This is a genomic window from Armatimonadota bacterium, assembly GCA_025059775.1.
Lineage (GTDB): Bacteria > Sysuimicrobiota > Sysuimicrobiia > Sysuimicrobiales > Sysuimicrobiaceae > Sysuimicrobium.
The window spans coordinates 261926-287093 of sequence record JANXCW010000001.1; the positions used below are offsets into that span (position 1 = coordinate 261926).

At 70.7% G+C, this 25168-nt stretch carries 23 protein-coding genes and 2 pseudogenes; 2 read left to right on the top strand and 23 right to left on the bottom strand.

Annotated elements, in window-relative coordinates:
- Positions 1-14 precede the first annotated feature (14 nt).
- From flgD to N0A24_01395, 11 genes and pseudogenes are all read right to left on the bottom strand, one after another.
- Positions 15-404 (bottom strand): flagellar hook assembly protein FlgD, encoded by a 390-nt coding sequence (gene flgD, locus N0A24_01345; protein MCS7172053.1) that lies wholly within the window; start codon positions 402-404, stop codon positions 15-17.
- Positions 405-416: 12 nt separating this feature from the next.
- Positions 417-812: a hypothetical protein gene (locus tag N0A24_01350; protein ID MCS7172054.1), complete on the bottom strand. Its 396-nt coding sequence runs from the start codon at positions 810-812 to the stop codon at positions 417-419.
- A gap of 1115 nt (positions 813-1927) precedes the next feature.
- Positions 1928-2323, bottom strand: a pseudogene (locus N0A24_01355) (lytic transglycosylase domain-containing protein).
- Positions 2324-2445: 122 nt separating this feature from the next.
- The gene (fliJ, locus tag N0A24_01360) at positions 2446-2877 is read right to left on the bottom strand and encodes a flagellar export protein FliJ (protein MCS7172055.1); all 432 of its coding nucleotides are present in this window, start codon (positions 2875-2877) and stop codon (positions 2446-2448) included.
- 2 nt (positions 2878-2879) lie between these two features.
- Positions 2880-4166 (bottom strand): FliI/YscN family ATPase, encoded by a 1287-nt coding sequence (locus tag N0A24_01365; protein MCS7172056.1) that lies wholly within the window; start codon positions 4164-4166, stop codon positions 2880-2882.
- Positions 4167-4185: 19 nt separating this feature from the next.
- Positions 4186-4842 (bottom strand): FliH/SctL family protein, encoded by a 657-nt coding sequence (locus tag N0A24_01370; protein MCS7172057.1) that lies wholly within the window; start codon positions 4840-4842, stop codon positions 4186-4188.
- Between the two features lie 9 nt (positions 4843-4851).
- Positions 4852-5862 carry a flagellar motor switch protein FliG gene (gene fliG, locus N0A24_01375; GenBank protein ID MCS7172058.1) on the bottom strand — a complete coding sequence of 337 codons (1011 nt, stop codon included), beginning with the start codon at positions 5860-5862 and terminating at the stop codon, positions 4852-4854.
- Positions 5863-5865: 3 nt separating this feature from the next.
- Complete coding sequence (gene fliF, locus N0A24_01380) at positions 5866-7392, bottom strand: flagellar basal-body MS-ring/collar protein FliF (protein ID MCS7172059.1); 1527 nt, start codon at positions 7390-7392, stop codon at positions 5866-5868.
- A 16-nt stretch (positions 7393-7408) separates the two neighbouring features.
- Positions 7409-7690, bottom strand: a complete 282-nt coding sequence (fliE, locus tag N0A24_01385) for a flagellar hook-basal body complex protein FliE (protein MCS7172060.1) — start codon at positions 7688-7690, stop codon at positions 7409-7411.
- A 2-nt stretch (positions 7691-7692) separates the two neighbouring features.
- Entirely contained in the window at positions 7693-8124 is a 432-nt protein-coding gene (gene flgC / locus N0A24_01390; GenBank protein MCS7172061.1) for a flagellar basal body rod protein FlgC, read from the bottom strand.
- A 14-nt stretch (positions 8125-8138) separates the two neighbouring features.
- Positions 8139-8477, bottom strand: a complete 339-nt coding sequence (locus N0A24_01395) for a hypothetical protein (protein MCS7172062.1) — start codon at positions 8475-8477, stop codon at positions 8139-8141.
- Between the two features lie 118 nt (positions 8478-8595).
- Between N0A24_01395 and N0A24_01400 the strand changes: the two genes are divergently transcribed.
- Positions 8596-10536 carry a diguanylate cyclase gene (locus tag N0A24_01400; protein MCS7172063.1) on the top strand — a complete coding sequence of 647 codons (1941 nt, stop codon included), beginning with the start codon at positions 8596-8598 and terminating at the stop codon, positions 10534-10536.
- Here the strand turns inward: N0A24_01400 and cpaB are convergent.
- The 8 genes from cpaB to N0A24_01440 all read right to left on the bottom strand — a co-directional run bounded on the left by cpaB (position 10487) and on the right by N0A24_01440 (position 19122).
- A complete protein-coding gene (gene cpaB / locus N0A24_01405; GenBank protein MCS7172064.1) occupies positions 10487-11482 on the bottom strand; it encodes a Flp pilus assembly protein CpaB in 996 nt (331 codons plus the stop codon). The two genes, N0A24_01400 and cpaB, sit on opposite strands and share 50 nt — an antisense overlap.
- Before the next feature lie 38 nt (positions 11483-11520).
- Positions 11521-12987, bottom strand: coding sequence for a hypothetical protein (locus tag N0A24_01410; protein MCS7172065.1), 1467 nt, complete (start codon positions 12985-12987; stop codon positions 11521-11523).
- Positions 12988-12997: 10 nt separating this feature from the next.
- Complete coding sequence (locus N0A24_01415) at positions 12998-14008, bottom strand: Ig-like domain-containing protein (protein ID MCS7172066.1); 1011 nt, start codon at positions 14006-14008, stop codon at positions 12998-13000.
- Between the two features lie 62 nt (positions 14009-14070).
- Positions 14071-15462 carry an RNA polymerase factor sigma-54 gene (gene rpoN / locus N0A24_01420; GenBank protein MCS7172067.1) on the bottom strand — a complete coding sequence of 464 codons (1392 nt, stop codon included), beginning with the start codon at positions 15460-15462 and terminating at the stop codon, positions 14071-14073.
- Between the two features lie 11 nt (positions 15463-15473).
- Positions 15474-15836: a response regulator gene (locus N0A24_01425; GenBank protein MCS7172068.1), complete on the bottom strand. Its 363-nt coding sequence runs from the start codon at positions 15834-15836 to the stop codon at positions 15474-15476.
- Entirely contained in the window at positions 15826-17754 is a 1929-nt protein-coding gene (locus N0A24_01430) for a chemotaxis protein CheA (GenBank protein MCS7172069.1), read from the bottom strand. Before N0A24_01430 ends, N0A24_01425 begins: the two co-directional genes overlap by 11 nt.
- A complete protein-coding gene (locus N0A24_01435; GenBank protein MCS7172070.1) occupies positions 17741-18253 on the bottom strand; it encodes a chemotaxis protein CheW in 513 nt (170 codons plus the stop codon). Before N0A24_01435 ends, N0A24_01430 begins: the two co-directional genes overlap by 14 nt.
- Positions 18254-18258: 5 nt before the next feature.
- Positions 18259-19122 (bottom strand): HD-GYP domain-containing protein, encoded by an 864-nt coding sequence (locus tag N0A24_01440; protein MCS7172071.1) that lies wholly within the window; start codon positions 19120-19122, stop codon positions 18259-18261.
- Between N0A24_01440 and N0A24_01445 the strand changes: the two are divergent.
- A pseudogene (locus N0A24_01445) lies at positions 19074-19178 on the top strand (type III secretion effector protein). The gene N0A24_01440 and the pseudogene N0A24_01445 sit on opposite strands and share 49 nt — an antisense overlap.
- A gap of 508 nt (positions 19179-19686) precedes the next feature.
- Here the strand turns inward: N0A24_01445 and N0A24_01450 are convergent.
- The 4 genes from N0A24_01450 to N0A24_01465 all read right to left on the bottom strand — a co-directional run.
- The gene (locus N0A24_01450; GenBank protein ID MCS7172072.1) at positions 19687-20865 is read right to left on the bottom strand and encodes a sigma-54 dependent transcriptional regulator; all 1179 of its coding nucleotides are present in this window, start codon (positions 20863-20865) and stop codon (positions 19687-19689) included.
- Positions 20866-20949: 84 nt separating this feature from the next.
- On the bottom strand, positions 20950-22692 hold the full coding sequence (locus N0A24_01455; GenBank protein ID MCS7172073.1) for a methyl-accepting chemotaxis protein: 1743 nt from the start codon (positions 22690-22692) through the stop codon (positions 20950-20952).
- 23 nt (positions 22693-22715) lie between these two features.
- The gene (locus N0A24_01460) at positions 22716-24791 is read right to left on the bottom strand and encodes a methyl-accepting chemotaxis protein (protein ID MCS7172074.1); all 2076 of its coding nucleotides are present in this window, start codon (positions 24789-24791) and stop codon (positions 22716-22718) included.
- Positions 24792-24939: 148 nt separating this feature from the next.
- The coding region (locus tag N0A24_01465; GenBank protein ID MCS7172075.1) for a hypothetical protein at positions 24940-25168 on the bottom strand (229 nt) is incomplete at its 5' end.

A 25168-nucleotide genomic window follows, 5' to 3' on the forward strand; every position in this document is an offset into this window, starting at 1 on the left:
TTTCGGTTCTCTCCTTACCCAGCGACTTCCACCAGCTGGTCCAGGGTGTACTCCTCCCCTCCCACCAGCAGCACGAACCGGCCCTCCCGGTGGCGGACGCCCGCCACCACGTCCTCCGTCGTGGTGCCGTCCGCGTTCTGCACCACCACCCGCCGACCCACGAGCTGCACCGCGGTGGCGGCCTCCTGCCGCCACCGGAGCTCCTGTACCGCCTGGCTCACGTTGTACATCTGCTCCAGGGCGCTGAACTGGGCGAGCTGGGCGATGAACTCCCGGTCGTTCATGGGCTCGAGGGGATCCTGGTTGCGCAGTTGGGTCACCAGGAGCCGCAGGAAGTCGTCCTTCCCGAGGACGCTGGACCCCACCCGCACCCCCGTGTCCTGCTGTACTGCCCGGATCTCCATCACCGCACCTCCTCACACCACGTAGTCCACGGCTCCCGCCATCCCCCGCCCCGGCCGGCCCGGGCGCGGGGTGCGGGCCGGCCGGATCCGCCAGCCTTCGGGGGGTTCTGGCACGCCCGGGGGCCGGCCGTCTTCCCGGGCCAGCACGCCCACCTCCAGCCCCACCAGAGCAACGCCCCGCTCGCTCAAGGCTTGGTGGAGGGCGGATTCGTGCACGCGCACCGCCCGGGCCACCTCCGGGCCTCCCTCCACTCTCGCCCACACCGCGTCCGACCGGCCCCGCACCTCCACCCGCACCGGCTCTCCCCACCGGTCCGAGAACTCCAGCCGAAGGCGGTTGGGAAGTGGCGCGTACTCCGGTCGCTCTCCGGGAATCTGGACCCCCTCCGTCCGGCCCTGCACCTCCACCCGATCGCCTCCCCGGGCCTGCCTCTCAGGGGCGCTGGCCGGAGGGACCTCGTGGGGCCTAGCTCCGACGTCTTCCCGGAATCCAGCCTTGCCACTAGGGGGGTCTGACCGCGGCTCCTTCCGCATTCCGCTCGGACGCTCAAACCCGCGCTCGCCTTCCCCCTTTTCCCCCCCAAAAACCGCCGGCACGCCCTCAGACGGTGGAGGCGGTTGCGTGCGGCCTCCCTCGGTCCCTTCTACCCTCGGGACTGCGGACACCCCCCGGGGCACTACCTCCGGCTTCTCACCCTCCCACTCCCCCCCAGGCTCTCGCGCGGCCTCTCCTGGGCGCACCGGGGGAAATCCCCCGGAGATGGGTGTCGGGGAGTTCTGCCTCCCGGGGATTGAGGAGTCCGGCACCCTGGCTTCGGCCGGACGCCTGCTCGCAGGTGACACCGGTTCCCTGTGGGGCGCATGAGGAGCATCTTTCCCGGATCCCGCAGGAAACTGAGGGGGGAGTGCTGTTCCGGGAACTAAAGGCTGGGCCGGCAGTTTCCCAGAGGCTCCATCCGGCTCCTCGGCTTTCGGCCTCCCGGAGGGCCGCCCGGACTTCTCCGTCTCCCGGACCTCGAAGAAGGGCTGGACCGCCGCTGGGGCTCCGGTGGGGGCTGTGGTCTCCGGGGCAGGAAGCGGGTCTTTGCCCACCACCGTGGGCGGACCTGTGAGGGCCTCCGGAGGCGGTTCCGGAGCTCCCCTGCCAGACGGAATAGCCCGCGGAACTGAGGTATCCCCGGTTTGCGGCTGCGGGGTTTCCGATCCATCCGAAGCCTGCAGGTCTGGCGGTCCCCCGGTGAGCTCCTTCCTTTCGGTTCCCCCCAGTGCCCGCCGGACCTCCTCAGCTTCCTCTGCCTCCGGCGCCTGGAGGCGCTCCTCCCTGCTCGACGCGGGAAGGACCCACGCGAGCGGCTCCTCCGACCCTGGGAGGACGGCCGGGGGCAGTTCGTGGCCGGGATGGACCCGTGGATCCCCCAGGAGGACCACCCGGGCCAGCACCGAGGGGAAGGCCGCGGCGTACATCTCCGCCACGAGTCCCGTCAGGGTCGTCTCCGGGGGGAGAGCGTCCTTGGGCAGCAACCTCACGGGTTCCCTCCGGATTCCACGGAGCGCATCCGCTGCCAGGTACCAAGCACCCGCTCCACGTAGTTCCGGGTCTCCGGGTAGGGCGGCACCCCGCGGTAGCGCTCCACGGCTCCAGGGCCCGCGTTGTACGCGGCGAGGGCCAGCCGCACGTCCCCGAACCGATCGAGCAGTCCCCGGAGGTACCGGGTGCCCGCCTCCACGTTCTGGGCGGGGTCGTAGGGATCCCGGACGCCCAGGGCCCGGGCGGTGGCGGGCATGAGCTGCATGAGGCCCTGGGCTCCCGCCGGGGAGGTGGCGGAGAGGTTGTAGCCCGACTCCGCGTGAATCACCGCGTGCACCAGGGCGGGATCCAGCCCGTAGCGGCGGGCCGCCTCCTCCACCAGCTCCCGGAAGGGCTGCTGGTTTCTCCGCGCTTGCGGCCGGGGGGGAGAGAAGCCCGAGCCAATCCCCTCGGGTCCGCCCAACCGCCGCTCGATGGCGCGGATACGGCTCAGGGTAAGCAGCAGGTTCGGGCTCATGGTCTGCGCATCGAGCGCAGCAGGGCGGCTTCGTCCGCCTGTACCTGCTCGCGCCGCTCCTCCTCCCGGCGGTGCTGCAGCAGCCGCCGCTCCCGCAGCCGCTCCACCACCTGCCGCTCCGTCCTGACCTGCAAAAACCGTGCCCAAGCCGCCTCCACCTGGGTCCTCCATTCCACCATCCTCTGCTCCGCGGTTACGGCCCCCAGCCGGGCTCGCTCGAGAACCGCGGCGGCCACGCGCAGGGCCCGGGCATCCTGGGCCTCCCGCACGCGCGCCTCCGCCTCCCGAACCTCGCTGCGGGCCCGCTCCAGCCGCACCTCTGCCTCCCGGAGGGCCCGGAGGAGGTCGCTGAGTTCCCGGCGGGCCTGCCGCTCCCGGATCATCCGCAGCCGCCGCAGGCCCTCCAGCCGGAACCGGAACCGCCGCATGCCTACTCCGCAAGGCCCCGGAGCTGTTCGAGGGTCTGCTCGAAGGGCGTGCGCTCGTGGGGGAGCTGACGGAGGAACGCGCGGATGGCCTCGATGCGGTCCAGAGCCGCGTCCACCCTGGGATTCGTACCCCGGGTGTACGCCCCCAGGTTCACCAGATCCTCCACCTCCCGGTAGGCGGCCAGGTACGCCCGCACCGTCTGAGCCCACCGAAGGTGCTCGGGACGGACCACGGAGGGCATCACGCGGCTTGTGGACTCCAGCACGTCGATGGGCGGGTAGTGCCCCTGGGCCGCGAGGGCCCGGGAGAGGACGATGTGGCCGTCGAGGATGCTGCGGGCGTGGTCCGCCACGGGCTCCATGAGGTCGTCCCCCTCCACCAGCACCGTGTACAGGGCGGTGATGGAGCCTCGTTCAGAGGTCCCTGCCCGCTCCATGAGCTGCGGCAGGAGGGCGAAGACGCTGGGGGTATAGCCCCGGCTGGTGGGAGGTTCACCGACCGCGAGCCCGATTTCCCGCTGGGCCATGCAGAACCGGGTGACGGAATCCATCATGAGCATCACGTCCATCCCCTGGTCCCGGAAGGCCTCCGCCATCGCCGTGGCCACGAAGGGCGCCCTCGCCCGCACGAGGGGCGGCTGGTCCGAGGTGGCCACCACCACGACGGAGCGCACAATGCCCTCCCCCAGGTCGTTCTCGATGAAATCCAGCACCTCCCGGCCCCGCTCGCCCACCAGGGCGATGACGTTCACGTCCGCGCTGCTGTGCCGGGCGATCATCCCCAGCAGCGTGCTCTTCCCGACCCCGCTTCCCGCGAAGATCCCGATCCGCTGGCCCCGGCCGAGGGTCAGCAATCCGTCGATGGCCCGCACGCCTGTGGCAAGGGGGGTGGTGATGCGGGGCCGGTGGAGGGGATTGGGGGGATCCGCATGCAGCGGCCGAAAGCCCTCCGGGGAAAGGGGCCGGCCATCGAGTGGTCTTCCCAGCCCGTCCGTCACCCGACCCAGCAGGGACCGGCCCACGGGCACCCGCATGGCCCGGCCGGAGGGGATCACCGCGCTCCCGGGGCTTAGACCGCTGAGAGGCCCCAGGACCATCATGAGGAAGCGGTCGTCCCGGAACCCTACCACCTCCGCGGGCACCTCCCCCTGGGGGGTTTGGACCGTGCACCACTCGCCTACGTGCACCCGGGGTCCTCTGGCCTCAGCCACCAAGCCCACCACCTGCACCACCCGGCCCACGACCCGCACGGGATCCGTCTGGTGCACCGCGCGGATCAGGTCCTCCAGGGGGAGCTCAAGGAAGCGGTTACCCACCGAGCACCTCCTCCAGCCGCTCCCGCAAGCTGGTGAGCTGGGTCGGCAGGCTCGCGTCCACGGTCCCCGCGTCGGACTCCACCACGCACCCTCCTTCCACCTGGGGATCCGGCACCCACCGCACCCGCAGCCCGGGTCGTTCCACACCCCCGGCCCGATCGCCCAGCAGCGCCAGATCCCGGGGGTTCAGCCGCACCACGAGCTCCACGAACCCGTGGAGACGCCCCGCGGCCTCCTGAACCCACTGCAGGAGGATCTCCGGTTCCAGCTCCACCGCCCGACGCACGATGCGGCGAGCCACCTCCAGGCTCAACCGCACCACCGCGGGCGCGGCGAAGGAAGCGAGGGCCGCGGGCCCCTGGCTGGCCAAGTCGTCCACCACCCGATCCAGCCGCCTGAGCCGTTCCTGCCAGGCGGCTTCCCCCTCCGCGCGGGCTTCCTCCCGGGCCTGCACCACGGCCCGGGCCACCTCCACCCGGGCCTCCTCCCGGATCCGCCGGGCCGCTTCATAGGCGCTGCGCAGGACCTCCGCGGCCCGCACCTCCGCTTCCTCCGCTCCCGACTCCGGACGACCGACGGCGGTGGTGATGCGCACCAGGGCCTCTTCCCGGGGCGCCTGCTTGATCACCGCGCGCACCGTCTCCCGCACCGCCGCCTCCTAGACCAGGATCTCCTCCGATCCACCCCGCACCAGCACGATCTGCCCGCTCTCCTCCAGCTGCCGCACCACGGTAACGATGCGGCCCTGGGCCTCCTCCACATCCCGCCGCCGCACCGGCCCCATGAGCTGCAGATCCTCCCGCAGGGCCTCCGCGGCCCGCTGGCTCATGTTGCGGAAGATCTTCTCCCGCAGCTCCTCGCTGGCCCCCTTGAGCGCGAGCGCGAGGTCCTTGCTGTCCACGTTGCGCAGAACGAGTTGGATGGAGCGGTCGTCAAGGCTCAGGAGGTCCTCGAACACGAACATGAGCTTCTTCACCTGGGACGCCAGCTCCGGATCCCGCTCCTCCAGGGCCTCCAGGATGGCACGCTCCGTGGCCCGGTCGGACTGGTTGATGATGGAGACCAGGGCCTGCACTCCGCCTACTGCGGTGAACTCCTGCGTGGGCAGGCTCACCAGCTTGCTCTCCAGGGCCATCTCCACCTCCCGGATGGTCTCCGGGGTGGTGCGGTCCATCACCGCCACCCGCTGCGCCACCTCCACCTGCAGCTCCCGGGGGAGGGAGGCGAGAACCGCGGCTGCCTGTGCGGGCCTCAGGTAGGCCACCACGAGCGCGATGGTCTGCGGGTGCTCCTGCTGCAGGAGGCTACTGAGCTGTGCAGGATCCATGCGGCGGAAGGCATCGAAGGGCGTGATCTGGAGGGAGGAGGTGAGGCGCTCCAGGATCTCCGCGGCGCGCTGCGGCCCGAGAGAACGTTCCAGCAGCTCCCGTGCGTACTGCAGCCCGCCCAGGGAGACGTACCCCCGGGCAAGGGCCAGTTGATAGCACTCCTGGATAACCTCCTCCCGCTCCTCCGGGGTGACCTGCTGGAGGCTGGCGATCTCGAAGGTGAGGGCCTCGATCTCCTCGTCGCCTAGGTGCCGCAACACGTTCGCGGCCGCCTCCGGGCCCAGGGACACCAGGAGCATGGCCGCCTTCTGACGTCCGGACAGGGTGTTCCGGCCGGGCATGGCCTACTTCTCCGCAAGCCAGCTCTTGATCACCGCGGCCACCTCCGCGGGCCGCTCCTGCGCCAACCGTTGCAGCTCCTGCCGGGCCGCGCTCTCCTCCTCCTCCTGCCGCTCCCGCAGCACCTGGAGCACCCGTTCCTCCTCGTCCTCCTGGGGCTCGGGCAAAGCCGGCGGGAGGGGATGTTGCACCGCCTCCACGGTGACCGACCACCGCCTGCGCCGCAGGAGTAACAGGGCCAGCAACAGGAGCAGGAGCAAGGCCCCGCCCGCGGCCGCCAGCAGGAGGGTCAGGGAGAGTTTTCTGCGCGCCTCGGCCGGAGCAGCAGAAGCCTGGGTTTCGGAAGGAGCCCGGGCAACGGGGAACTCCACCGCCTGCACCACCAGCACATCTCCCCGACGCCGGTCCAAGCCCACCGCGGCCGCGATGGAGGGCTCTAGTGCCCGAACCGCCTCCAGGGGAACGCGGCTGTCGACCAGCACCGCAACCGAAAGCCGGCGGATCCCGCCCGTGCTCACCGCCCGTTCCAAGCGCCGGGTCACCTGGTAGGTGGCGCGGGATTCCCGCCTTCGGTACTCAGCCCCGCCCTGTGCCGCGGGGTTCGTGGCGTAGGAGGGGATCGAGCTGGTGGCGGGCCCGCCAGGCGGAAGCCCTCCACGGCCCGTGTAGGACTCCTCCACGGACACCTCGGAGGTCGGGGCCCGCTGCTCCGGACTGAAGCTCTCCTGCTCCACCTGCCGGCGGCTCAGGTCCACCTCCGCGCTTACCCGGGCGATGGCCCGGCCCGGACCGAGGAGCTGGTCCAGCATGGTCTGCAGCCGCCCCTGCAGGGCGGCCTCCACCTGCGCCCGCTCGTCCAGCTGGGTGGCGATGGCCCCCGTGGGATCCTCCTGCCCCGGGGAGAGCAGGCGGCCCTCCGTATCCACCACCGTCACCCGATCGGGAGAGAGCCCCGCCACCGCGCTTGCCACCAGGTGTCGGATGGCGCGCACCTGCGCCCCGGCCAGGTGCGCGCCAGGGCGCAGCCGCAGCACCACGGAGGCGCTGGGCTGGATGCTCTCCTCCTGGAACAGCCGATCCTCAGGCAGGGTAAGGTGCACCCGGGCGGATTCCACGACCTCCAGGGTCTCGATGCTGCGCACGAGTTCCCCGGCCAGGGCCCGCTGCAGGTTCACCCGTTGCACGAGCTCCGTGGCGGCGAAGGAGCTCCGATCAAACAGCTCCCACCCCGCGCCCCCGCTTCGGGGGAGCCCCTGGGATGCGAGCTGCAACCGCGCGGAATACAAGCGTTCCCGCGGGACCTCCACCGTGGTGCCTGCCCCCGACAACCGGTATGGGATTCCCAACTTCTGGAGGGCCTCCACCACCCGGGCGGCCTCCTCCACCTCCAGCCGGCCGTACAGCGGCACGTACTCCGGCCGGCGCAGGAAACTCCAGGCGCTTATGAGGGCCACCACCCCCAGGCCCACCGCCACCAGAATCCGCCGGTGGCTTTGGAGCTCGGTGGACCACAACCGCCGCAACGCCTCCATCGGGCAGGTGCCTCCCTCACACCTGCATCCGGATCAGCTCCTGGTAGGCCTCCAGCAAGCGGTTGCGCACCTGGATGGCGAGTTGCAACGCCAGGTTCGCCTCCTCCATGGCCACCATCACCGCGTGTACATCGTCCGTGCGGCCGTCCGCGAGGGCCGCGGCCGCGGCATCCGCGCGGCGCTGCAGCTCGTCCGCGCTGCGTACTGCCCGCTCCAAGGCCTCCGCGAACGCGGAGAGGGCCTCCCGGAGCGGAGAGAAGGAAGCCGGGGAGAGGGGGCCGACCCCTTGAAGCTCCATTTCTACCTCCTGCCGATCTCCAGGGCCTTCAGGATGGCCTGCTTAGTGGTGTTGAGCGCGACCACGTTGGCCTCGTAGGCCCGGGCAGAGGCGATGAGGTCGACCATCTCCACCGCGGGGTTCACGTTGGGCAGGGTCACGAATCCCTCCGGGTCCGCATCGGGATGCCCGGGATCGTACACCCGGCGGGGCGGGCTGAGGTCCTCCACGATCCCCGCCACCACCACGCCCCGGGCCTCTCCTACGGCCACGGGGCCCAGGGAGGCCAGGAACCGGTTCACGAGAGGCGCGAAGAGCACCACCTTCCGCCGGTACGGGCCTTCAGGACCGCGGGTGGTGTTCGCGTTGGCGAGGTTACCGGCGATCACCTCCATGCGCACCCGCTCCGCGGTGAGGGCGCTGGCGCTTGTCTCCATGGCCCGGAAGAGGGACACGGCACACCTCCGTCCTACCGCCGGCCCTCCAGGATGGCCGACCGCAGCATCTCCAACTTCGCGGAGAGCAGGGTGGTGAGGGCCATCATCAGGAGGCCCGTGCGTGCGATCTCCACGCTCTCCAGTTCCGGGTCCACCTCCGTCCCGTCCTGGCGGACGAAGGCCACCCCCTCCGACGGCGCCCCGTCCGCAGGCACCTCCTCCCACAGGGCCCGGAGGGTGGCCCCGAAGTCCACGTCCGCCCGCACGTAGCCCGGGGTGTGGGCATTGGCCAGGTTCGAGGCGAGAAGGGCCTGCCTGCGGCCCAGAGTCCGCAGGGAGGCCAGCAGGTACCGGCCCGTGGGATCCAACATAGCCACCTTCGAAGCCTTGCAAGATCGGTGCCGGAAATCCTAGAGTCTACGCAGGCGCGGGCGGGAAATTGCGGCAGGGATCTTGCAATTCCGCGGCCACAAAGCGCTGGAGGCGAGGGTGAAACGCGCAGCTTCTTCCCAGGACCGTCTACGGATCCTCCTTGCGGTGGCGGAGCACCTGAACCGGCACACGGAGCTCCAGCCCATGCTGGATTCCGTCCTTCCCTTGATCCTGGGTCTCGTGGGGGTACCCGCGGGGTGGATCTCCCTGCGAACCGAGGAGGGGTTTCAGCTCGCGGCCGCGGCAGGCCTCCCGTCTGGACTGGAGGCAGAGGACCGCGCCGCCCTGCGCTGGTCCCCTTGCGCATGTCAGCGGATGGCCCTGGAGGGGCGGCTCGTGGAGCCCGTGAATCTCCTGGAGTGCGAGCGGCTCCTGGGCCTGGCTGAGAAGGCGGAGGGGCTGCGCCTGCACGTCTCGGTCCCTCTTCGAGCCAGGGACCGCATCCTCGGCATCCTCAACCTCGCGAAGGCCGATCCAAAACCCCTCCACCAGGCGGAGCGAGACCTGCTGTGGATGATCGGGGAGCAGCTCGGGGTGGCGGTGGATCGGGCCCGGCTCCTCGCGCGGATGCAGGAGATGCGGGAGCGGGAGGAGGAGCGGATCTCCCGCTTAGCCCAGGAGCTCGTGGACGCGAACACCCTGGAAGAAGTGGCCCAGGCGGTGTTCGAGGTGTTGCGGGAGGTCCTCGCGCCCGACCGCTTGGCCCTCCTGGTGGTGGATCCCTCGCAGACCTACCTGGAGCCGGTAGCGGGGTGGGGTTGGCCGGGGGAGCGGTTGGAGTTCGTCCGGCTCCCCATGCGGCCGCCGGACGCCAACGGTCCGGCGTGGGCCTTGCACACGGGCAAACCCCTCCTCGTGGATCTGGACAGCGCCCCCTATCGGGTCCCGGAGCGGTTGCGCCAGGCCGGGGTGCAGGCCGTTCTGCTCCTCCCCATGCTCTCCGGGAAGGAGCCCATCGGGGTTCTGACGGCCCACTACTTCTCCCGCCGGGAGGTTCCGGATTCGGTTCTGCAGTTCTGCATGCTCATCGGTCGCATCGCCGCGGGGGCCGTGGCTCGCGTACGGGAGCATCTCCGCTACCGCCTGCTCTTCGAACGGGTCCCGGTGGGGCTGTACCGGTCCACGCCCGCAGGAGAGATCCTGGACGCCAACGAAGCGCTCGTGCACCTTCTCCGATACCCAGACCGGGAGACCCTCCTGCAGACGAACGCCGTCCAGCTCTACGTGGACCCCACGGATCGAAAGCGGTGGCGGCAACTCGTGGACGAGCATGGGGTGATCTCAGGGTTCGAGACGCGGTGGCGCCGCTACGACGGGTCAGAGATCTGGATCCGGGAGAGCGCCCGCGCCATCCGCGACGCCTCCGGGACCCCGGTGTACTACGAAGGGAGCGTGGAGGACATCACGGAGCAGAAGCGCTACGAGCTGGAGGTCACCTACCTCGCGAGCCACGACCCCCTCACGGGTGCTCTCAACCGTCGGAGCTTCCAGGAGGCCCTGGAGCGCAGGATCTCCCTGGGCCGGAACACAGCTCAGAAGGTTGCCCTGCTGTTCCTGGACCTGGACGGATTCAAACACGTGAACGACCGGCTCGGACACCAGACCGGGGATACGGTACTCCGGGTGGTGGTCCACTGCATCCGCACCCGGCTGCGGGAGGCGGATCTCCTGGGGCGGCTGGGTGGGGATGAGTTCGGGGTTCTCCTCTACCCCGCGGATGAGGCAAGGGCCTGGACCGTCGCAGAGCGGATCGTGCGGGCGGTGCGGGAGTGGGCGCAGGCGGAGCTCGATGCCCGCCTACGGATCACCTGCAGCTGCGGCATCGCCCTTTTCCCGGACCACGCCCCCACCGCGGACGGCCTCCTCACCGCCGCGGACGCCGCCATGTACGCGGTGAAGGTCCGGGGCGGGGATGGGGTGGCGGTGTTCGCCCAGGAGAACCCGGTTTTCACCGGCCCCCTCTGGAAGGACTCTGAGCCACAAAGCCCCCCTCCCTGAGCCCGCTCCCCTCGATGAACTGAGGCTCACCCCCTCGGAGAGTCGGGTCGGACTCTTTAGCGCGCGGTGGGCGCGGTCTACTTCCGGACGAGGAAGGGGGCGTGAGGGGCAGGTGCTTCACGGCCTGCGGGAGGGGAGGAGGAGGCGGAAGGGACGTGGGGGTGGTACGGTTCAGGATTGCAGACGGCTTTGGGGTGGCATGAGGAGCCTGCGACCCCCGGAGGATGTCCGGAAGGCCCGCCATGGGTCCTCCTTCCTTCGTCTCCACCTGCGGCTCCCGTGAGGATCGGGCCACCAGGGTGACCTTCCCGGAGTGCTGGGCCAGCACGACCCGGGGGACCGAGGAAGCCGGCACCTCCAGGGTCACCGCCACGGTGCCCGGCACACTCGGTTCCTGTCCTGTGGACCGGTCCACCCGGATCACCCTGGCTCCCCGGACAAGAACCCGGGTGACCGGGGAGGGCCGCGTGAAGGTGCCGAGCACGTCCACCCGATCCCCCGGGAGAAGCCGGCCCATGACCGCGTCCGTGGCGGGCACCACCACGGTGACTGCCTGCATCCCCTCCTCCACGGAGCCTGCCACGTCCACCACTCCTCCGGGTCGCTGGAGGGCGTCCGTGGTGAGGATCTCTCCGGGCGCGATGGGGCGCCTCGCTGCCATGCCCGCGACCTCCTCGAACCCCGAGACCGCGTTCGGAGGCACCCGGTCGCGCGGCAACCGCTCCTGCCGCACGGCTTGAGGAAGGATTGCTTCACCCGGGGAGATCCCGGATGCTGCCACGAGCACCTGAGCCTCTGTGGGCGGTTCGTGGGCCGGCGAGGCCAGCATCCACACCCCGGCTGCCGAGAGGGCCAACACGAGGCCCGAGAGGGCCATCCCTGCGGGCACCAGCACCTTGTCCAGCAGGGGGCCGAGTCCGTCGGTCCGCCTGGGCACCGGCTTCACCTTTCCGCCTTCCCGCTTCGCCCCATCCAAACCCATCCTCACTGCCCTCCGGGTTGGGAGTCCTTCCAGGGCCGGATCTGGGCGATCACCCTCCCGTCCACGTACACGAGGATCACGCACGGCCCCGGGCAGGAGACGGGTACCCGCACAGAGGTCGCGCCCCGGTGCTCTGCCTCGTACAGCACCCGGGAGCCTTCTCCCTCTGCCACCACCACCCGAACCCGGGCCGTCCGGCCTACCTCGAGTTCTATCTCCCCGGTTCCCGCACGGCCCCCGGGCCTCCAGGCCACCCTTTCCCCCAAGCCCTCCCCGGGCCTGCCCGCCGAATCGGAGGGGGGACGAGGTTGGCCCAGGGGGAGAGCAGGTGCCTGCTCTACGGCCCGGGCCGCGGCATCCGCGAGCCTCACTCCCGAGCCCTCCAGGGCCGCCCGGAGCTTCGAGAGGGCTTCTGACCGGCTCTGCCACCCGAACACCACCACGCCCTCATATATCCCAACACCTCCCTCCTGCCCGACCCGATACAGCTCCCCCCTGCCGTAGACGCCCTCGAAGGCTCCAGCCCCGGCCGCGGGATCCATCTCCATCTGCAGCCGCTCTCCCTCCCCCCACACCCGCAGGAGGATCCTCCCCGCGGGCAACCGGACCTCCAGGGTCCCTTCCGGAGGGCCCTGCTTTGTCATCATCACGTACCGCTGCCGCATGGCTAACCGCCCCGACGCCTGCATTCCCAGGAGTTCCACCGTGGCCTCGTGCTCATAGATCAGGGTGGCCGGCAGCACCGGGAGCCCGATCAGCAAAATCGAGACCGCGGAGGGCGCCCAGGCCTCCGACCAGTTGGTCCCCGTATACCGGAGGCGGAGCCGTACCAACAGGCCAAGCCCTTGCCCAGGGGGCACCACGTCCTCTTGGGCCCGGGCCTCCGGTTGGGGAGAGGGTTGCACAACCGGTGCCGCAGGCGGGGAGGCCGTGGGTTGAGGGAGCGGGACCGGCGTGGGAGTGGGGGGTGGAGGTTGCGGGCTTGGAGGAGGGGCGAGAGGCCTCTGGGCCCGCGGCCGATGGGTAGCCGCAGCGCTCGGGGTCTTCTGGGGCGGGGAGGTCCGGGGGGCAGCAGGCCGGGGCGGAGCGATCTCTACCACGTCCGCGGTGCGGCGGCGGCCCACCTTCACCCAGAACACCAGGAGTTGTCCCCCCACCCGCACATGGAGGTTCGTGGCGCCGGCCCGTCCCACCGCGTACAGGGCCACGGTTCCCTCCCGGGCCCGCACCCACGCCCGCACCACCCGCTGGTTTCCCACCGCGATGTACTCCACGGGGCGTGGGAAAAGCAAAAACAGCGTGTAGCCGGGCTGGACCGTAAGAGGGACGCGCTGGCCGGGCGAAATGGCGAGCCTGAGCCGGGCCGGAGGCTCCGGGGGCGGGGCGGCCAGCACGGGAATGGCCAGCAAGAACGCGGCAACCACGGCCGCGGCCCGGAGGCCGGTGCGCCGGTTTCTCAGCCCTCCCATGGCGGTCCCCTCACGGGGTGGTGTACGTCACCTGCAGGGAGGGGGCGAAGAACTGCTCAAGGTCGTCAGCACCGCCGGGGGTCGGGATCACCGCGAAACGGAAACGAATCCCGATGTGGCTCCGGGAGAGCTGAGCCCGCACGAGGCTCGTGGCGTCGAAGGAGAAGGAAACCGGTGCAAGCGCCTGCACTCCCCCGAAGACCGCGATCGCGGAGGCAAGGGGAGAAGCGAGGTAGTCGTCCGGAGCCAGGATCCCGGGGGAGGAATCATCGAGCCAGGCCACCCCATCGGCCCAGAGGTTGTTTCCGGCACCCCATGGATTGCCAGTGACCGTCTGCCGCTGGCCGGTATAGACCGCGCTCACCACGTTCGCCCCGGGAACCTGGAGCTCCGGAGGGACCCGGAAGGCAACAAAGGCCGCGGCAAGGGCGTTCGCCCCCCCGCACGGGTTCTGCCCCGCAGCGTCAAAATCCTCTCCCGCCATCATCACAGGGGAGACCGCTCCGTTGCTGCACACTGTTCCCGCCACCACGGGCCCAAGCACCACGGTGACAGGGGCAGAGGGAGCCCGGGTGGTGAACCGCCACGTGTACGGCTGCAGCAGGACCCGGCCGTCTACGGCTTCCACCCCCGGCTCCACGGTCACCGTGTAGGAGGTGCTGTTCGCGAGCCGCAGCCCACTCAGCCGCACGCCCTGCCCGCCGGAGGTGAGGGTGCAGGAAGTTGGGCCCGCGAGGGGAGGGGGGTCGATGCTGATGGACAGGCACGCGGTGGTGCGTCGGATGATGTCGCTGAAGAGCACCACGATCTCCGTGAGCGGAGAAACTCCCGTCTCCCCGTCCCGAGGTACCGTGGAAACCACCTGAAGGAAGGGTGGGGGAGCCGGGGTGATGGGAGAGGCGGTGGGGGTTGGGGTGGGTGCGGGGGGCGGATTCGTCGCCGCCAGAAGCGGCAGGAGCCCACACCCAGACGTCAGGAGAACCGCAAGCAGGGCCAGGGAAAGCCTTCCGGTGCGGTGCACCTCGCCCCCTTGAACCTTTTTACGGTTATCGTCCGAAATCTTACGAGTGACCCCGGCGTGCGTCAAGCGGACCGCATCCGACGCCGCACCCGTGCGGAGGGGATCCCCGCCAGTTCCCGGTACTTGGTCACCGTCCGCCGCGCCAGGCAATACCCTTCCGCCCGCAGCCGCGCCACCAGATCCTCGTCCGTGAGGGGCCGGTCCAGGGGCTCTGCGGCCACCAGTTCCCGGATCCGCTCCCGCACGGGGAGGCTTGCGTCGAAGAACACCTCGAAGGAGACCACGCGACCATCGGGCATCTGCACGAACTTGCCCGTAACCGCCCGGCTCACCGTGGATTCACAAACTCCCAGTTCCCGAGCCACCTGCGTGAGGGTGAGGGGGCGGAGGTACCGGGGGCCGTGGTCGAGGAATGCCCGCTGGTAGCGGGCGAGGAACTCCGCACACCGGTAGAGCATGGTGTTGCGCCGGCGCACCGCCTCGATAAAGAGCCGGCCCCGGCGCAGGTGAGCCCGCAGCCGATCCCGCTCTTCAGGCGTGAGGTTCGCGGCCAGGAGCGCCCGCCGCACGAGGGGGTTAATGCGGAGGGTGAGGGCACCGCTGGCCACGAGTTCCACCCGGTAGCCCTCCTCCGTGCGGGTGATCACCACGTCCGGAACCGCCAGTTCCTCAGGCCGTACCTCGCGCCCCTCATGCTCCGCGTGGAAGGCCTCCGCGGGCGCGGGAACCGTGTGGGTCCGCAGGTAGCGAAGGATCTCGTGCACGGTCTCCGGCCGCACCCCCAATCGCGCGGCCACCGCCTCGTGCCGCCCCCGGGCCAGATCCTCCAGGTGGTGAGCCACCAGGGCCTCGGCCAGCCCGCGGAGCGGGTGGTCCGGAAGCCGCTCCAGTTGCAGCAGCAGGCACTCCCGCAGGTCCCGGGCCCCGACGCCCGCGGGCTCCAGGGCCTGCACGGCCCGCAGGGCCTGCTCCGCGAGCGCCTCGGGGATCCCGAGCTCCGCGGCCACGTACCGGAGCTCCCCGTCGAGGTAGCCCCGGGGATCCAGGTAGCCCAGCAGGTGCAGGGCCACCCGTTGGATCTTCGGGTCCCGCACGCTCACCCGCAGCTGTGCCTCCAGGTGGTCCAGGAGGTTCGTGGGCGCCCGGGCAAACTCCAGGGGGGATGGACGTTCCTCCCGGGCGCCCGGATCCCTCCGCTCCCACCCGAACCGGGCCGAGCCGCCCAGGAGGCTGTAGCCGCACCGGCCGCACGAGATGCCCTCCGCTTCCATGCCACACTGGGGGCAGATCCACGGCACCCGCTCCAGCACCGGGTTCTCCGAGAGCTCCTGCTCCACCCGACTCACCAGCTCCTGAAGGGAGAGGGGCAGGATGGCGTTCGCCGCGAGCACCACTTGCAGGGCTCGGGCCTCAGGCTGAACCACCGCTACGGGTGCGAGCTCCAGGCTGACCATACCTTCCTCCGCTACCGAAGGGCCCTCCGGATGGCCTCCACCAGGCGTGCCTGATCGAAGGGCTTTACTACGAAGTCCCGGGCACCCGCCTGGATGGCCTCCACCACCAGGGCCTGCTGTCCCATGGCGCTCACCATGACGATGCGGGCCGCGGGATCCCGGCGCAGGATCTCCCGCACCGCCCGCACTCCATCCATCTCCGGCATGGTGATGTCCATGGTGACCACGTCGGGTTTGGTCTCCTCGTACCGCTCGATGGCTTCCAAGCCGTTGCTGGCCTCCCCCACCACCTGGAAACCACTGTTGGTGAGGACCTCGCGGAGCATGGCCCGCATGAAGGCCGCGTCGTCCACTACCAGGACCCTAGCCGACATGCGCCAGTTCCTCCTCTCGTACCGCGAGGCGCACCAACCGCGCGGGGTCCAGGATGAGGGCCACCCGCCCGTCCCCTAGGATGGTGGCCCCCAGCACCCCGGGCACCTCGCCGAGGTAGTTCCCCAAGGGTTTCACCACGACCTCCCCCTCGCCCACCACCCCGTCCACCCACAGCCCCACCCGCCGCCGGCCGAAGCTCACCACCACGCACAGGAGCCGGTCTGGGTCCGGAGGTACGGGAAGATCCAGGATCTCGTGCACGGACACCAGGGGGAGCACCGAACCCCGCAGCACCGTGGTGCGGCACGCACCCACCCGGTGTACCCGGGAGGCCGGGATCTCCACGATCTCGTGCACCGACGAGATGGGGACCACATAGCGCTCCCCCCCGCAGGTCACCGTCACAGCCCGCACGATGGCCAGGGTGAGGGGAAGCCGCAGGAGGAATCGGGTGCCCCGGCTCCGCTCCGTCTCCACCTCCAGGCTTCCGCCCACCGCCTGCACGCCAGCCCGCACCGCATCCATGCCCACGCCCCGGCCGGAGACGTCCGTGACCACCGCGGCGGTGCTGAGCCCCGGGTGGAAGATGAGTTCCACCGCCTCCCGCTCCGTCAGGCGCGCGGCGGCCTCTGGGCTGAGGATGCGCAGCTCCACGGCCCGGCGGCGCACCCGATCCGTGTCGATCCCCCGACCATCGTCCTCCACCACCACCACGATCCCGTCCTCCTGGTAGGCCGCCAGGCGCAGCCGGCCCGTCCGCGGCTTTCCGAGCCGCTCCCGCTCCTCCGGGGACTCGATGCCGTGGTCCACCGCGTTGCGCACGAGGTGCATGAGCGGGCCGCCGATCTGCTCCAGGATGGACCGGTCCAGCTCTACGTCCTGCCCCTCCAGCACCACCTCCACCTCCTTGCCGGACCGTCGTGCCAGGTCCCGCACGTACCGGGGGAAGCGGCTGAAGAGGTGCTCCATGGGCAGCATGCGGGTCTTGAGCACCTGGGCCTGCAGGTCCGTGGCCACGCGGCCCAGGTGAGCCGTGGCGTCCAGGATCTCCTCTAGGAGGCCGTGGGCCCTCTCGCCCGCGCGCAGTCGGTGGGCGATCTGCTGGAACCGGATGCGATCCACCACCAGTTCCCCCACCAGGTTCATGATCCGGTCCAACCGCTCCACATCCACCCGCACGGTGCGCAGGGCGGCCCGCCGGCTCACCTCCGGATCCTGCAGGAGCTTGCCCCGAGCCTGCGGGCCCAGATCCAGCCACCGTTCGTCCCGCGGGGCCTCCGAAGCGGGCAGGACCCGTACGGATTCCACGTCTGCGCCCGAGAGGAGCTCCAGGAGGACCTCTGGCTCCCGCACCCGGGCCCGGCAGCTCAGCTCCAGATCCAAGGCCCCCCCACGGATCTCCTCCTCGGAGGGCACCACCTGTTCGACCTCGCCTTCCCGGCGAAGTATCTGCAGCAGGGCGAGTGCCCGGGCTGCCCGCATGGGGCAGTCCTCCCGCAGCCGGATCCGCACCTCCACGGGGTGGAGCGTCTCCGCGGAGGCTCCCTCCTGCCAGGCCTCCAACTGCCGCACCAGCTCCCCCACCTCCGTGCGCTCCTCGCCTGTCTCCGCCACCTCCTGCCGCAGGGATCGGAGCGCATCCACGCACGCGAGCAGGAGGTCCGCCAAGCCCTCCGCGCTCCGGCGTCCCCCTCGCAGCGCGTCCAGCACCTCCTCCATGCGGTGCGTGAGTTCCGCCATGCGTCGGAACCCGAGCGCCGCCGCACTTCCCTTGAGGGTGTGGGCGCTGCGAAAGAGGCTCTGCACGAGCCCTGCATCCGCGCCCTCGCGCTCCAGCTGCAGCACCCCCTCCTCCAGGATCTGCAGGTGCTCCTCTGCCTCCGCGAGGAAGGTGGGGAGGAGCTTAGCGAGGTGCACCGTCCCCCTCCGGGTGCGTAAGGGCGGGCTCGAGGTCCCGCAGGGCCTGCTGCTCAGCGATCTCCAGTACCCGGTGCAGGTCCAGCAGGAGGATGAGCCCCTCCCCGTGCTTGGCGACGCCCCGAAGGAACGCCACCTGGCCTGTGGCCAGCAGCTCCTCCGGGGGCACCACGCTGCGAGCGGGAATCCGCAACACCTCCAGCACCGCGTCCACCACCACGCCCACCCGGCTTCCGTTCATCTCCACCACCACGATGCGGGTCGCGCCGTCCCGCTCCCCCGCGGGGAGCCCGAACCGCCGCCGCAGGTCCAGCACGGGGATCACCTGCCCCCGGAGGTTGATGACCCCCTCTACGAACTCGGGTGCCCGGGGGATGCGGGTCACCTCCTGCATCCGGATGATCTCGTGCACGTGCTCGATGGCGAAGCCGTACCGCTCCCGGTCGAGCCGCACCACCACCAGGTGCTGCTCCAGCTCACCCGTGGCTTTCCGGTCCACCGCACTCACCTCCCTGACTCCAGCTCCACGCGGACCTCGCCGCTTTGGAGGGCCTCCACGAAGACATCCACCACCTCCGGATCGAACTGCCGTTCCCGCTGGGCCCGCAGCTCCTCCATCGCGGCCTCCACGGGAACCGGGGGGCGGTAGATGCGGCCCGCGGTCATCACCTCGAAGGCGTCCACCACGGCCAGGATGCGGGCCCCCACCGGGATCTCCTTTCCCGCAAGCCCCATGGGGTATCCGCGGCCGTCCCACCGTTCGTGGTGGTGCAGGACCCAGCGCACCACGTCCTCCCCGAATCCCGCCGCGGAGAGGATCTCCGCGCCCATCACCGTGTGCCGCTTGACGACCTCGTACTCCTCCGGGGTGAGGGGTCCGGGCTTGAGCAGGATGGCGTCGCGGATGCCGATCTTGCCCACATCGTGCAGCATCCCCGCCACCCGCAACTCCTGCAGGCTGAGCTCCGAAAACCCCAACCGCCGGCCCACGGCCACCGCGTAGCACGCGAGCCGTTCACTGTGCCCCCGCAGGGTGGCCTCATGGAGCTCACAGGCATAGGCCAGGGCGTTCACGAGGCTCTGGTTCGCCTGCTGGACCCGGCGCACGAGATCCACCTGGAGGAGCGGAAGAGCCCCCAGCACACCCAGCAGGTTCAACAGCTCCCGGTGCACGGGGCCGAAGGGTTCGCGGGACCGGGTTCGGAAGACGGTGAGGGCTCCCAGGGTACGGCCCGCGGTGGCCAGCGTCGCGGTAAGCACCTCCCCCGAGTCCTCTGCGGGTAGGCGCGCATGGGTCAGGCGGTCGGGCAGGAGCGTCCACAGGTGTTCCGCCAGCGAGCCGCCCGCCTGCTGCACCGTGGCCACCACCAGGTCCTGGGCCTGCGGGTTCAGGGTCACCACCGCGGCCCGATCCGCGCCCAGGCTGTGCCGGGCGATCTCCACCAGCCGCCGCAGCACCTCCTCCGGGCTGCCGTCTGCGGGCACCAGCTCCCGCAACCGCTGGAGCGGCCGCAGCACCGCAAGCTGCAGCTCTTCCCGGAAGATCCGGTGAGCGCGCACCGCGGAGTGTACCTCCTCCGCGAGAGCCTCGCCCGTAACAGGCGGTGCCAGCAGGGCCCGCGCGCCCTGTCGCACCGCCTCTGGCATCCGCGCGGGCGGGGCCACGGCCACCACGGGGAGGTGCGGGTACGTCCGGGCGAGCACGGCCACGGCCTCCAGGCCCTCCTCGCCCATGGCCGCCACGTCCACCGCGAGGGCGTCTGCCTCCCCGCTCAGAAGCGCGGCCCGCGCCGCGTCCAGGGTGGGGACCCAGCGGAAGGCCACCGCGTTTCCGCCCCCCTCCAGGGGATCCGGCCTCAGCACCACGCACCGCAGCGGCTCCACGCGGCTGCCTCCTACCCGTGGGATTGCAACTCCCGTGCCGTGCACCACTCAGGAAGCCCCGTCCAGCCGGATGTCCGCGGCGCCGATCCACTCGTCCTGGGTCAGGATGACGGCCCGGTGGATCACCGCCTCCAGTTCCCGCACGTTCCCGGGCCACGAGTACTCCAGGAGCTTGCGCAGGGCCGCTTCCCGCAGGCCCCGCACGGGCTTGCCCATCTGTTTCCGGTACTTCTGCACGAAGAACTCCGCGAGCAGGGGCACGTCCTCCACCCGCTCCCGGAGGGGCGGAAGCCGCAGGGTCACCACGTTGAGCCGGTAGTACAGGTCCTCCCGGAAGGTCCCCTCCTGCACCATCCGCACAAGGTCCCGGTTGGTGGCCGCCACCACCCGGCAATCCACCTTGATGGGTCGGGTGCCGCCCACCCGTTCCACCACCCGTTCCTGCAGCACCCGCAGCAGCTTCACCTGCATCCGGGGTGACATCTCACCCACCTCGTCCAGGAAAATGGTGCCCCCATGGGCCTGCTCGAACTTCCCCGGTCGGGAGGTGAGCGCATGGGTGTAGGCACCTTTCTCGTGGCCGAAGATCTCCGTCTCCAGCAGGGTTTCGGGGATGGCGCCGCAGTGCATCACCACCAGCGGCCCGCTGGCTCTGCGGCTCTGCAGGTGGATGGACCGGGCCACCAGCTCCTTGCCTGTGCCGCTCTCACCCACCAGCAGCACCGTGGCGTCCGTGGGAGCCACGATGGAGGCCACCCGCAGGACCTCCAGCATGGCAGGGCTCGTCCCCACCACCCCGTCGAACCGGTACGCCCGAGCTAGATCCGCCTGCAGGCGGGCCCGTTCCTCCCGCAGCCGCCGCTCCTGGGCCAGCTCCAGTACCCGGACGAAGAGCCGCTCCTCCCACCCGGGCCCGGCAAGGAAGTCCAGGGCGCCGTTGCGCACCGCGACCACCGCCTCCTCCACGGTGCCTTCGGGACGCACCACGAGCACCGGGCAACCCGGGAAGGCGGCCACCAGTTCCGGCACCGCCCTCGGATCCACGGTGACCACCACGTGGGCCGAGCCCGGATCCTTCCCCCGGCTCATCAGAACATCCGCCCCCTCCTGCTCCAACCGCACCCCCACGGCCTCCAACAGGCCCTGCCCGTCCACCAGGAGGACGGTGAGGCCCCGCAAGGGGCTCGCGAAGGATTCCGCGGTGCTCGTGATGGCGGCAGCCGGCATCGCGCCCGATCCGTTCCGGTTGCGAGGATCCCAAGGGGACTCGCGTCCGAACATTATGCAAAAACCGTGCCGCAAGTCCGGACGCTACACGGTGAACCGGGCCACGAGCCGCTCCAGCTCCCCGGCCGCCTGCGCCAGGCGTTGAGCGCTTTGGGAGACCTCCCGGGTGCTGCTGGCGATCTGCTCCGTGGCGGCACTCCCCTCCTCCGCGGAGGCGCTGTTCTGCTGCGCCAGTTGCAGCAGCTGCGCCACGATCCCCTCAATCTGCTGGGCGCTCGCCGCCAGCTGCTGGGTGGCCGCGGAGATCCCCTCCACCCGGGCGGTGACATCGTGGACGCTGGCGCGGATCCGCTGGAAGGCCTCCCCGGCCTCGTCCACGAGTTTCACCCCACTCGCCACCTCCCGCGCGCCCTGCTCCATGGTTCGCACAGCCCGCTCCGTCTCCCCCTGGATCTCCTCCAGGATCCCCGCGATCTGCTCTGCTGCCTGCGCGCTCTCCTGCGCCAACTTCCGCACCTCCTCCGCCACCACCGCAAACCCCCGCCCCTGCTCCCCAGCCCGCGCCGCCTCAATGGCCGCGTTCAGCGCCAAAAGATTCGTCTGCGACGCAATCTCCGTGATCAACTTCACGATCCGCCCGATGTTCCGCCCTCGCTCCCCCAGCGCCCCGATCACCCGACCCATCTCCTCCGCGGCCCGTCGGATCTCGCCCATGGCCTGCACGACCCGTTCCACCCGCAGGGCTCCCTCCACCGCGGCCTCCCGGGCCTGCTGGGCCAGGGAGGCCGTACGTCCCGTGTTCTGGGCCACCTCCTCCAAGCTCTGGCTGATCTGTCGCACGGTCTCCGTGGTCTCCGTCACGCTCCGGACCTGCTGCTCCGCCCCACCCGCCACCTGCTGTACCACCCGGCTGATCTCCTCCGCGCTCCGGCTCACCTGCTCGCTGCCTGCGGCCACCTGCTGAGCAGCGCTCGCCACCTCCCCCGCGGTGGCGGCGATCCGGTGGACGAGGGTGAGTAGCTGCTCCGCGGTCTGGTTGAAGCAGTGAGCCACCCGACCGAGCTCGTCCTCCCCCCGCACGGGGATCCGCACCCGAAGGTCTCCGTCCGCCAGGGCCATGAGGGCGGAGCGAACCGCGGCCACCTGGCTCCCTATCCCCCGCGCGGAGAACACCGCCAGTCCCCCGCCCACCACGAACCCGAGCAGCAGCACAGTCCACAGGGCCCTGCGCATCCCCGCGGCGCGGGCCCCGGCGGCGCTCAATTGGGCCCGGGTGGCACTTTCAAAGGCATCCTGCACCTGGCCGATGTACTGTCGGGTCGGCTCCAAGGTGCTGAGCACCGTGGTCCGCGCCCGCTGGAGGGCGGTGTATGTAGGAAGCTCTCCCCGCTCGTACAGCTTCCACACCGCGGTGATCTCCTGCCGCCACCGGTGCACCCCGTCCGCAAATCCGTCCAGCAGCACGACGATCCCCTGTTCGGGTACGAGCTGCTTGGCCTGGGTTGCCCGCGCCACCGCGCGGTTCAGGTTCTCATCCACCGCCTGGGCCAGCTCCCGATAGCTGGCCTGCCAGGTCGGCGTGGCCAGCAGGAGGTAGAAAGCCGAAAGGGCCCGGTACAGGTCCCGGTCCGCCTGGAGCACCAAGGCCAGGGCCGCGGCCCTCCGGTTCCCCAGGGTCTCCAGGTCCCGGTGCACCGTGCCCACGCTCCGCAGCCCTACTAGACCCACCGCAAGCCCCAGGAGCGTGGGAACAACCGCCAGGGCCAGCAGCTTCGTGCGCATGGACCAGTTGGAGACGCGCAGCCGGTGCTTCCATCCGTGCTCCATGCCCGCTCCCTCCTGCCCGTACCTCACACCTGGAAGGCCGCCACGAGCCGCTGGAGATCCGTGGCGAGCTGGGCCAAGGACTGCCCGTGTCGGGCGAGCTCGTGGCTACTGGCGGAGATCTGCTCCGTGGCCGCGCTCACCTGCTGGGCAGACGCGCTGTTCTCCTCGCTCAGGCCCGCAAGATCCCCCGCGGCCGCGTCCACCTGCCGGGCCGCGCCCGCCAGCTCCTCCAGGAATCCCCGCACGTGCTCCACCCGCCGCACCAGCCCCTCCACGCTGCGCAGGATCTCGCTGAAGGCCTCGTCCGCCCGGCCGATGACCTCCGCGCCCCGGGCCACCTCCCTGCTCGTGTGCTCCATGGTTCGCACGGCCCGCTCCGTCTCCCCCTGGATCTCCTCCAGGATCCCCGCGATCTGCTCTGCTGCCTGCGCGCTCTCCTGCGCCAACTTCCGCACCTCCTCCGCCACCACCGCAAACCCCCGCCCCTGCTCCCCAGCCCGGGCTGCCTCAATGGCCGCGTTCAGCGCCAGCAGGTTCGTCTGCGACGCAATCTCCGTGATCAACTTCACGATCCGCCCGATGTTCCGCCCCCGCTCCCCCAGCGCCCCGATCACCCGACCCATCTCCTCCGCGGCCTCCTGGATCCCCGCCATGGCAGCCCGGGCTTCCTCCACCTGCTCCCGGCCGCGCACCGCGGCTCGCGAGGCCTGGTCCGCGGCCTGGGCAGCGTCCGTGGCCTCCCGGGCCGCCTCGCCCAGGGATTGGGTCATGTGCTGGATGGCCTGCACCACCTCTCCTACCCTCCGGGCCTGCACTTCCGCCCCCTGGGAGACACCTTGGACCGCGGTGGCGATCTCAGACACGCTGCGGTTAGTTTGCTCGCTGGTGGCCGCCATCTCCTCGGCGGAGGCAGTGAGGGTGCTCGAGACCCCGTGGACTTTCCCTACCGTCTCCTGGAGCCAGGAGACGATGCGGTTGAAGGCCCAGGCCACCCGGGCGATCTCGTCCCGCCCTCGTGCTTCCACCCGCACCTGCAGATCGCCGTTTCCCACCTGTTCCAAGGCCGAGGCCACCTGAGCTAGAGGCCGGGTGATGCTGCGGGTGATGGCAGCCGCCAGGAGAGCGGTGCCGAGGAGCACCAGGACAAGGAAGCCGCTCATGCCCACCACGCGCATCCGGGCCTGCGCCGCCCGGGCCTGCAGAACTTCCCGGAGCGTCCGGGTGGCCTCCCGCAGCAGCGCGAACTGGGCGTCGATGGCCTGGGTGGCCTGGGCGAAGTACTGGTCCGGGGTGAGGGCGAAGGTGGCCGCGCCCACAATTTGCTCTTCCGCGGTACGGAGGTAGTGCTCCAGCTGCTCCCGGGCCGGGCCCAGCTTCGGCTCCAGGACGGAGCGGATGCGGGGCGAGGCCTCTTGGGCGAGGCGGAGCTGCCGCTCGAAGTGCGCCCGGTTGAGCCGCACGGCATCCACCCGTCCCACTAAGGCCGCCCGCTCCTGTGGGCTCGCCTGCCCTCGGGCGAGGATTCCCGCTCCCAGAGCCAGCAGCTGTCCCATGGCCTCGATGGCCTCCGGGAGGGGCTCCAGGACCGCGTTTCCGAGGTACAGGCCGTCCGCATACGGATCGAGGGTGATGCCGGAGGTCACGCCTACGTGGTAGATGAGATCGAGGATCCGGCGGACGAGCTCGGAGTGGCGCTCGAAACTCTCGTCTGCCCCAAGCCGCGGTAGCTCCGAGAGGAGCCGACTCCACTCCTCCCGGATGCGCCCCAGAGCTTCTGGGGTGCGCAGCTCCTGTCCGTACCGGCGATCCAGGACCGCCAGGCTCTCCAGTTCCCGCTCTACCCCCTCCCGGGCCTGGGTGAGCTTTTGGGCTACGTCCCGGCCGCTCAGCTGCTGGGCCGATAATCCTCGGTGTAGGGCCACCTGCTGGAAGAGGTGGCTCAGGGCCTCCACGACCTCCGCCCCTTTGGCCTCCCGCCGGGCGGTGGCGAGCACGGACGCGTCGTAGGTCAAGCGGAGGACTCCGAGCACGAGGCCTGTGATCAGGCCCGTGGCCCCGAGGATCGTCAATTTCACCGGAACCCGGAGATTTGCCAGCATCCTCCTCCCTCCTCTGCGGCTTTTGTCCAGGCGGAGAGGCGTTGCAAACTCCGTGCCGGTCTTCGGGGTCTCCCGCGTAGACAGAGGAACTCTCCGCGCTTCGGGCGGGATCCGGATGCGCAGACGAGGACGGAGGAGTGACGCGCCCTCAGGGGGCGGGGTGATTCCCCGCGTTGGTGGCCGGTACCTCCTGGACGAACCTCGCCGTGAGACGGCTGGCCAGGACGGTGGCGACCATCGAGGCGACTACAAGCCCTGCCCCGATCCCGCTCAAGCGGGCCAGGCCCAACAGGTGGCGCACGGGCGGGGTCGCGAGGGTTCCTCCCAGCACCGCCCCAGACGCGGTCACTCCGGCAAGAAGGCTCGGCGTCAGGCCC

Excerpts from the sequence above, each read along its gene's own strand:
- flgD (MCS7172053.1), bottom strand. The coding sequence starts at position 404 with ATGGAGATCCGGGCAGTACAGCAGGACACGGGGGTGCGGGTGGGGTCC.
- fliJ (MCS7172055.1), bottom strand. The coding sequence starts at position 2,877 with ATGCGGCGGTTCCGGTTCCGGCTGGAGGGCCTGCGGCGGCTGCGGATG.
- fliG (MCS7172058.1), bottom strand. The coding sequence starts at position 5,862 with ATGCCCGGCCGGAACACCCTGTCCGGACGTCAGAAGGCGGCCATGCTC.
- fliF (MCS7172059.1), bottom strand. The coding sequence starts at position 7,392 with ATGGAGGCGTTGCGGCGGTTGTGGTCCACCGAGCTCCAAAGCCACCGG.
- fliE (MCS7172060.1), bottom strand. The coding sequence starts at position 7,690 with ATGGAGCTTCAAGGGGTCGGCCCCCTCTCCCCGGCTTCCTTCTCTCCG.
- N0A24_01395 (MCS7172062.1), bottom strand. The coding sequence starts at position 8,477 with ATGTTGGATCCCACGGGCCGGTACCTGCTGGCCTCCCTGCGGACTCTG.
- N0A24_01410 (MCS7172065.1), bottom strand. The coding sequence starts at position 12,987 with ATGGGAGGGCTGAGAAACCGGCGCACCGGCCTCCGGGCCGCGGCCGTG.
- rpoN (MCS7172067.1), bottom strand. The coding sequence starts at position 15,462 with ATGGTCAGCCTGGAGCTCGCACCCGTAGCGGTGGTTCAGCCTGAGGCC.
- N0A24_01425 (MCS7172068.1), bottom strand. The coding sequence starts at position 15,836 with ATGTCGGCTAGGGTCCTGGTAGTGGACGACGCGGCCTTCATGCGGGCC.
- N0A24_01450 (MCS7172072.1), bottom strand. The coding sequence starts at position 20,865 with ATGCCGGCTGCCGCCATCACGAGCACCGCGGAATCCTTCGCGAGCCCC.
- N0A24_01455 (MCS7172073.1), bottom strand. The coding sequence starts at position 22,692 with ATGGAGCACGGATGGAAGCACCGGCTGCGCGTCTCCAACTGGTCCATG.
- N0A24_01460 (MCS7172074.1), bottom strand. The coding sequence starts at position 24,791 with ATGCTGGCAAATCTCCGGGTTCCGGTGAAATTGACGATCCTCGGGGCC.